Below are 8296 nucleotides of genomic sequence, written 5' to 3' on the forward strand. Positions count from 1 at the left end.
GGTTAAGGTTTATAACGAAGGACTTGATTGGTCCGTACGGCGGGCCGAACTTCGCCGCCGGGGATGATGATATTTTCTTTCCATAAGACCGCAGTCGTAGTTACCGGAGCTTGGATAGGTAGCCTGGAGCCATCTTGTTTTTCCGCTAAGAAAGGAGGGGTAGATTCGGTAACTTCCCACTTATCTTGGGAAACAAAATAGGTTAACACTTGCCTAGAAAAACCAGGATGTTTATCTCTTAAATCCGCACTCGCTAGAGACCCATCATCTCCAGAAAAAAATACGAATTCATTCTCGGACGTTGCTATTCCCGGGTTTGCAGCTGCTGTGATGGGAGCAGCCAGATCGGCGGCTTTGTTCCATGACTGGCCATTGAAGCAGAAGCCGTCTAACAAGTAGGTTCGTTCTCTTTTTTCTAGTGAGGCGCCTGAGAAAATATAAAGACTATCTGCCGTCGCTGCTGCGACTGCTAATATTCTCCCTTTGCCGGGAAAAGGGGGTAATTCTTTCCAGCCCTTCTGGGGAGCTGATAAGTCTAGTCTGAAAACCCTGCTAGAGGCCTGCTCCGCGAGAGGGGCTATTTGTCCACCCAGTACATACCAATAGTTTTCATGTTGGGCGAAAGCGGTGTTGGCGAGTGCTACCGGTAGGCTGGGTAGTTCCTTTATTTGGATCTGGTCACCGGCAAGTGAAAGCTGGTAAGTATTTTGGTAATGATTAGCGGCGTCACTGCCGCCAGCAAGAAAGAACTTTCCATCGTAGCTGGCGGAGGCTCCATATCCCAATGGCCTAGGGAGGTTTCCTATCGGCTTCCACGTTCCGTGCAGGTTTTCCAGGAAGTAAATTTGGTCTGTCCATACTTTTACGCCACCCTGCCAGGGGGGTGTGCCTTGTTTGAATTGGGCGCCACCAGCATAGATTAAGCCGCCTGCGAGTGTACCAGCGTAGCTGCCTGCAAAACCTAGTGAATCAGGGATCGGGGCGAGGAGGTCCCATTTTTCGTTTTTTTCCTGCGCATCTAGATTCATAATAGTCAGTAGGGCTAAGGTGATTAATAAGACTATTTTTTTAGCGAATTTATACATCTTTGTAGTGTTTCAAAGAAACGGGCATCTTCGAGTTCTTTTTTGAGCTCGCCTGTTTGCGTTAATGATAGTGTACCCAGTGGTAAACGGGCGCTCTCCATCGAAAACCCTAGCATATCCATAATGGCTCGCTGGGCAGGGATAGGACCGTATTTAACGATTAGTTTTATCATTTTTATAGCTTCATACTGCAGGTCTTGCGCTTCTTTAACTTTGTTGTCTTTAAAGTACTGCATTACCTGAAGGTAAATCGGTGCAGCATAATTGTAGGTACTGCCGATGGCGGCCCGGGCACCGACGGAAAGCGCTGGTAATAGAAGCTCATCAAACCCGAAAAGCATATCAAAATCATCTGCACAGATTTGTAGCCCGTCCTGATATTCGTGAATGGCGGAGGAAGTAAATTTCACTCCTGCGAAGTTTGAGGCGTTGGTAGCTATTTTCGGAATAAAGGACGCTAATGAAATATTTACGCCTGTGATGTGGGGAATATGGTAATAGTAAAAAGGAAGGCTCGACGCTGCCCCGGCAATTTGTGCTAAACTAGCGACAAGCAAATCTTCGGTGGCAGGCTTGAAGTAGAATGCACAAACAGAAGATATCGCATCTGCACCTACCTCTTCGGCGTGCCTGGCGAGCTCCCTAGCATCCTGAATCGAGGTGTGTCCAACATGAACGATAACGCTTATTCTTTTATCGACCGTTTCAACATATTTTTTCGCGATCGCTTTTCTTTCGGCGATGGTCAGCGATAGACCTTCACCATTTGTTCCGCAGACAAACAGTCCTTTAACTCCTTGGTCGATCAGATGTTCAACAAGCTTAGGGATGTACTCGAAGTTTACTGAGCCGTCGGCGTGGTAGGCGGTGAAAGCAGCAGCTATTAAGCCGTCTATTTTATGGGCAGATTTAAATTTCATGAATGGGTGTTTTTTAAATTAGCAAGGGCATCTAAATGGGGGCGAAGGTGTTCTTCCATACCTTTTTTGAAAGCATCTTTGTCTCCTTTTTTTATTAATTCTACTAGATCGGCATGGCTTACTTTAGGCGTAACCACACGTTTTTCTATTTTAAGCACATAATCAAAAAGTGGCATTAGCATCGACTGAAAGCGCTTTAGCGTTTCGTTACCGGTAATCTCATATAGTTTACCGTGAAAGGCGATCTCATTTTTGATCCGAAAGGTGGTTAGCGTTCTGTCGTCGTTTTTGACAATTTTTTCAAGTTCTTGGAGATGGTTGTCATTAATCCGCATAAATAGCAAGTCCGCCATCCCAAGTTCCAGAACCAATCGGAGCTCGAAGATATCTTGTAGCGTACTAGCGTCGACAAGCTGCGGTTGGAGAACTTTTTCCAAGCTGCCCAGCACATCGGGATGCGCCAGCACCATGCCGATTTTCTTTTTAGTGGTGATGATTCCAAGCATCCGCAGGCGGCTTAAAGCTTCGCGGAGGATATTGCGGCTAACGCCCAGCGCTTCTGCGATTTCCATTTCTGATGGCAGCCCGTCTCCTACTACCAGCTTTTTCTCTTGCAGGTAGTCCCGCAATTTAAGCTCTACTAAATCTGTTAAGGAGAGTGTTTTGATAGGTTTGAAACCCATTTCCGAATCTTTTATTGCCATTTGTGTTTGTTAATATTGCTTTCTCTATTTATTTTTTCTGATAAAACTCGTCGACCTTAATCTTTTGAAATACCATGTCGGACTGGCTTCCTTCATAAATTACGCCAATCGTCTGTTCGTCCACGGAGGTGATGCAGGAGTAGCCTCTGCCGGACCATTCATCTAATAAGACGATCTTTTCGGCCCAGCTGTCTCCGTAATCGAAGCTCGCCTGGACAGAAATATTGTTTCTTTTGCTGGTAGAATGGGGGTTACAAAAGAATAAAATTTCTTTGTTACCGGGCGCTCGGTGTTTATGTAAACTTGCCATACAGGTTGGTTCGATAAGCGTGTTTAATGAAGTGTGGTGCTGCTGCCATGTTTTCCCAAAATCTTTTGTTGTAGCGATGGCTCTCCCATTATCTGGAACTGGCAGTCCTCTGTTTCTGTTGGCGCGCATGTTTAACATGAGCTCCCCTGGTCGCAGTTCCACCACTGCACATTCTGTTGTTCCTTTGTCTATTTCTACTGCGGCGCTGGAAGTTTGCCAAGTCTTGCCCCCATCCTTACTGTAGGTAATATTCGAAAAAGGGACTCCGTTCTCGTCTCTACCTTGAGAGGGAAATACCAGTGTACCATCTGCCATGGTAATTCCACGTCCTGGCGCTGGAGCCCATAACCACCATTCTTCTTTTTTACATTGCCGGGTGAGGTTAACCGGCGCAGACCAGGTTTTACCGTCATCTGTACTTTTGGTAATCAAAAATTGTGAAGTTTGTTTGACATCAAAACCGGGTCCGGATCCTTTTGTCTTCCATTGGTGATTCCAAACGGTGCTGGTATCGGTAAGGCCTTCCACCCAAATTCCTTCATCGTTTATCACGCCATACGACCAGAGCCCAGCGATAAAGATAGCACCGGATTTTTTATCCACCAAAATTGCCGCATCGGAGACTCCGTTAAATTTCTCAGGGAGATCGCCCCACTGCTTCATGTCTAATGCTATCTGGATAGGCTCCCATGACTGGCCTTTATCAAAGCTACGCTGAACAGCGATATCCATGTGTCCCTGTAAATCGCGGGCACTCTCATACCGGGCGTCATAAATCGCTAGTAAGGTTCCGTCATTGGATGTCGAAAGTCCGGGAATGCGTGAAGTGTGTACTCCGTCTTGCATGTGCTGGCGGATCGGTAGCGCCAATCTGTACTCCCGTTTCTCTGCATAGCTTCCCTTCAGAGCGTTTCCGCCCAGCCTCGCCGATTGTAACTGGAGTGTGATTTTGTTTAATAGGTCCGCGTTTTCCCCAATCCCTAGGGTAACCCAAAAGTTGTGGACACCGGCTTTTTCTACCTTGTAATCCAGCTTTAATTCATGTTGTAGCTCGCCGGCAGGCTGATCAAAGATCATTTGGCTAGGATTCAATTTCGGCATTATCGAAGAATCGCTTTGCGCCAAATAAATTTTAATATTACGGATGTTTTTTATGTCCGTTGTTCCTTTAAATGAAAAACGCAGATCGGAAAATGTTTTACCTACGTCACTTTGATCGGCGATTAAACTTAGCCGAATGAGTGGCGTGCTTTTTTCACCTACCAGCAGCGGTAACTGGTAATAGGTAACGGTTATATTGCCGGCGAAGCCGAGACTCGCTAGTAGACAGGAAAAAATAAATAGGGCTATTAAGTGCTTCAAACTCTTCATACGATACTCTTTTAATTATAACCTTCTGTCTGGGTAATATTCGGGTTGGTGTTAATTGAACTGTCGTGTACGGGCCACAGTAAAATGTTAGGCTTATCTTTTTGGTCGGCGAGCGATTCCACCTGCTCAAAAACGACGCCCATTCGGATTAAGTCCCACCATAATTTCCCCTCAGCTACAAACTCACGTTTCCTTTCCAGCAGCACGGCTTCATCGATTTCCGTTTTTGATAACGCGCTGTATTTATTATCCACGCCATAGGCACGTTTAGCAATACTGTTCAAATAACCTAGGGCTGCGCTGGTATTCCCTAACGCATTTTCAATTTCTGCTCCAAGCAGCAACGCATCGGCGTAGCGATAGACTACGATATCTGCGTTAAAAATCCGAGTTCCATTTTCCCAGGTGCCAGCGTATTTGTTTATCCACTGGAAGGTGTCGTTTTTACCCGGATCGAAAAACGTTTCAAAACTCACGCGGCTCCGCTGATCGTCCGCCTCTGCTTCGAGGAGCTCTTTGTAGGAATCAGTTAGGAAGATCCACTGCTGGTGTGATCCAGCCTTTACGGGGTTTTCCACTACAGATGCCGATATATATTGCAAGGGAACCAGGAAGTCGCTAGGGTAACCACCTGTCGCTTCGTCGGTAACCATTCGCCAGCAAAAAATAATCTCGGGATTCAGCTCGCTACTAAAAACATCAGCGAAGTTTGGAAGCAAAGCGTGATTGTTGCTGCTGATAAGCTGATCAATCGCGGCTTTAGCTTTGCCGAGCGCCTGGGGTCCGGAATTATTTACTTTATTCATCCAAAGATAATAATCTGCCTGCAAGATGTATACAGCTGATATGCTAGCCACTTGTGGCCCAATCGCGGATTCACCTAGTAGAGAACCTGCCTGCTCTAGATCTTTTTCTACCTGCGCGTACACGTCCGCTGCCGGCTGGCGCGAAGGATACAAATCGTCCTGCGATCCTGACTCGAATCCGCTTAGAACAACGGGCGCATCACCCCATATTCTAGCAATCCAATAATAGCAAAAGCCCCGTATATAATAGGCTTGCCCCAAGACGTTATTCTTTTCTTCCTCGGAGGTAAATGCAATTTCGGGGACATGCTTTAATATTAGGTTACAGTCGTTGATGGTTGTATACAGGTTTTTCCAGTTTGCTTGGGCATGGGAGCTGTTAAGCTGGTTGGAGAAGGTGTTACTATAGCCCGCATTGGTTGCTAGACCAGGACCCCATAGACCACTTCGGTACTCTCCCCAGTAAATATAGGACGTTGAGAATGCTTCCCGCATCCGGGTGTAAGCGCCAAAGATGGCTGCTTTAGCATCACTCTCGTCTTGCCACATGGAGTTAGCGGTAATTGCACTTTCTAGGTCCACTTCTAGTTTTTCTGAGCAACTAGGTAACATCGAGCAGCTCAGAATGAATATTATCGAATTAAAAAGAACTCTTTTCATGATAAAAGTATTAAAGGGTTAATTTGATGCCAAGGGAGAATCTACGGATGGCAGGATAATTAAAATAGTTGTCGCTGTAGGTCGAAGAAGCTCCTACTTCAGGCGATATTCCCCTTCCGGAACCTGCCCAGAAATAGGCTAAATTTTGACCCGAGACCGCCAGTTGTAGATCCGAAACACCTATTCCCTCGGATAAGTTAGCCGGTAAATTGTAGAGGAAGGTAACCTCCCGAAGGGCTAAATAATCTCCTCTGAAGTTGAATGCAGAGGAAGTCCTGGAAAAATTGGAATTCCCGACATCTGGGTCGTTCGCGGTAAATCGGGCATATTGCGCGTTATCACCGGGCTGCTTCCAGGTATCCTTTACGGCGTCCACTAAGGTGTAGTTATTGGCGAACGTGTTCATGAAATAGCGCATGTATGCGTTATGGTTAATGCTGTGGCCTAGCGCCCAGTCGACAAAGACGTTCAAACTAAAACTCTTGTACGTGAAGGTGTTTTGTAGCCCGCCTGTACTATGAGGGACGGTTGTTCCTAATTCGAACTGATCTTTGTTGCTGATTATACCGTCACCATCTCGGTCCACCCACTCGTAATCCCCTGCCTGTTTGCGGCCCTTGATGCTCTTGCCATCTGTGGGATCCCAGCCTCTTGCTGACTCATCGTACAATGCGCCGGCGGCTTCTTCTGGGTTCTGAAGAATGTGATCTACCTGATAACCGTAGTATCTATAGAGTGGTTCTCCTTCTGCTGTTCCACCGAAGGCTGTTCCGTCAGCTAGCTGAATGCCGCCGATGCGGTTATTTTCTCTTCCGTTTGTCGGAAGCTCTAATACCTTGTTTTTTACAAAGCTCCAAGTAAGACTAGAGGTCCAGCTGAAGTTTTCAGTCTGTATGTTTTGTGAGCCAATTTCGATATCAAAACCATGAAACCGGACTTTCCCCACATTAGTCTGCACATTGGAAAAGCCAGAGGTGTTGGGTAAATCCATACTGAATAGGAGATTCTCCGTTGTTTTGTTAAAATAATCGAGCTGGAAACTTATTCTATTATTCCACACGTTAAAATCCACCCCGGCATCGAACTGCGTAGATGTTTCCCACGTTAAATCGCGGTTAGGCATTATCGATGCCCGAATTCCAGCATTTCCGTCATAGCGGGTGTCTGCGACATACCGGCCTAATGCATCGTATAAACCAATCGAGTTATTTCCTGTCTGGCCGAAACTACTTCTTAGTTTCATGTAGCTGATAGCGTTTTGGTTTTTGAAGAAATCTTCTTCCGAGATGATCCACCCTGCTGACACGCCGGGAAAGAATCCCCACCTGTTATCCTCAGAGAATAGCGAGGAGCCGTCGTAGCGGAACGTTCCCATTAATAGGTAACGGTCCTTGTAGCTATAATTGGCCCGACCGAAGTAACCAATTAAAACTTGACGCCATTTGTCGCTATCAGCGTCGGTTTTGTTCGGCCCGGCAGATAGGGAAGGTACCTTGTCGGAACTGGCGCCGTTCACCGCAGCCGAAAATTCTGAAAAATCAGTCTGTTGGTACGAATAACCAAGCATAGCGGTCAGATCGTGATCGGCAGTAAACGCTTTATGGTAGTCTAAAAGACCATCGAATTTCAAGCGATCTAGTTGGCCGTTGCTCTGCTTGGTGGTGCGCAGTCCACTAAATTCGTGCGCTTTCTCAAAATAGCTGTAGTTGGTGGTATGAGAGAAATTAGATACATTGACCTGCGCTTTTAAGTCGTTAAAGAGCTTGTAATCTAGACCTCCAGATAATGCTAATCTCTTGTCTTTGTTTTGAATATCACGGGTATGGTCCCACCACACAGGGTTTGGCGATGAGGCATTGTAGCCTGGGGTTGGTTTGCCATTCGGGTAGTACACCAGCTGCGTCGGCGGTGTTGCAAGCCCACGGGCGATGACATTCTTTTGGTTCTCGAATTCTGAGGACAAGGTATTTGAAAAATCGAACATGGTGTTGAAAGTCAGTTTTTTGTTGATGTTGACATCCACCTTGCCCCTTGCGGTAAACCGGCTATAATCTGTTCCAAGAGCCACGCCATTGTCGTCGGTATATCCGGCACTTCCGGCATACCGGACTGTCTCGCTTCCACCGTCTAGGCCGACATAGTAATTTTGCCAGGAAGCGTTTCTAAACAGTAATGACTGGTAATCGTTGTCCTGAAAAATGATCGTTTTCGAGGGATCTAGTGGATCCTGCATGCTGCTGTACCCTGCAGGTACAGCCTCGCCTGCTTCCAAATACCGGCCTGAGTATATTGAGCTCTCATCGTTTCCACTGCTGGCCGAATAACCGGAATTAAAATTGTAATGCGGGTTGGGACTGACGGCAACAGCCGGTCTAACGGTAGCGATATAGTCTCTAGCATTCATAAAGTCGATTGTCGATTCTGGGCTTTGAAACGCGTA

The 8296-nt window shown here is 46.5% G+C and carries 6 protein-coding genes; all 6 read right to left on the reverse strand.

Going from position 1 to position 8296, the window contains the following annotated elements:
- Window positions 1-2 precede the first annotated feature (2 nt).
- Window positions 3-1085, reverse strand: coding sequence for a galactose oxidase (locus HP439_RS05610; RefSeq protein WP_172389364.1), 1083 nt, complete (start codon window positions 1083-1085; stop codon window positions 3-5).
- On the reverse strand, window positions 1061-2005 hold the full coding sequence (locus tag HP439_RS05615) for a dihydrodipicolinate synthase family protein (RefSeq protein WP_172389365.1): 945 nt from the start codon (window positions 2003-2005) through the stop codon (window positions 1061-1063). The genes HP439_RS05610 and HP439_RS05615 overlap by 25 nt, the downstream gene beginning before the upstream one ends.
- Window positions 2002-2709: a FadR/GntR family transcriptional regulator gene (locus HP439_RS05620; RefSeq protein WP_216657775.1), complete on the reverse strand. Its 708-nt coding sequence runs from the start codon at window positions 2707-2709 to the stop codon at window positions 2002-2004. The genes HP439_RS05615 and HP439_RS05620 overlap by 4 nt, the downstream gene beginning before the upstream one ends.
- A gap of 28 nt (window positions 2710-2737) precedes the next feature.
- Window positions 2738-4390, reverse strand: coding sequence for a sialidase family protein (locus HP439_RS05625; protein ID WP_216657776.1), 1653 nt, complete (start codon window positions 4388-4390; stop codon window positions 2738-2740).
- An 11-nt stretch (window positions 4391-4401) separates the two neighbouring features.
- Window positions 4402-5856, reverse strand: a complete 1455-nt coding sequence (locus HP439_RS05630; protein ID WP_172389366.1) for a RagB/SusD family nutrient uptake outer membrane protein — start codon at window positions 5854-5856, stop codon at window positions 4402-4404.
- A gap of 10 nt (window positions 5857-5866) precedes the next feature.
- On the reverse strand, window positions 5867-8296 hold a 2430-nt coding region (locus HP439_RS05635), incomplete at its 5' end, for a SusC/RagA family TonB-linked outer membrane protein (protein ID WP_172389367.1).

It is taken from the genome of Sphingobacterium shayense, assembly GCF_013179575.1.
In the GTDB taxonomy this organism is placed as follows: Bacteria; Bacteroidota; Bacteroidia; order Sphingobacteriales; family Sphingobacteriaceae; genus Sphingobacterium; species Sphingobacterium shayense.

Excerpts from the sequence above, each read along its gene's own strand:
- HP439_RS05610 (WP_172389364.1), bottom strand. The coding sequence starts at position 1,085 with ATGTATAAATTCGCTAAAAAAATAGTCTTATTAATCACCTTAGCCCTA.
- HP439_RS05615 (WP_172389365.1), bottom strand. The coding sequence starts at position 2,005 with ATGAAATTTAAATCTGCCCATAAAATAGACGGCTTAATAGCTGCTGCT.
- HP439_RS05620 (WP_216657775.1), bottom strand. The coding sequence starts at position 2,709 with ATGGCAATAAAAGATTCGGAAATGGGTTTCAAACCTATCAAAACACTC.
- HP439_RS05625 (WP_216657776.1), bottom strand. The coding sequence starts at position 4,390 with ATGAAGAGTTTGAAGCACTTAATAGCCCTATTTATTTTTTCCTGTCTA.
- HP439_RS05630 (WP_172389366.1), bottom strand. The coding sequence starts at position 5,856 with ATGAAAAGAGTTCTTTTTAATTCGATAATATTCATTCTGAGCTGCTCG.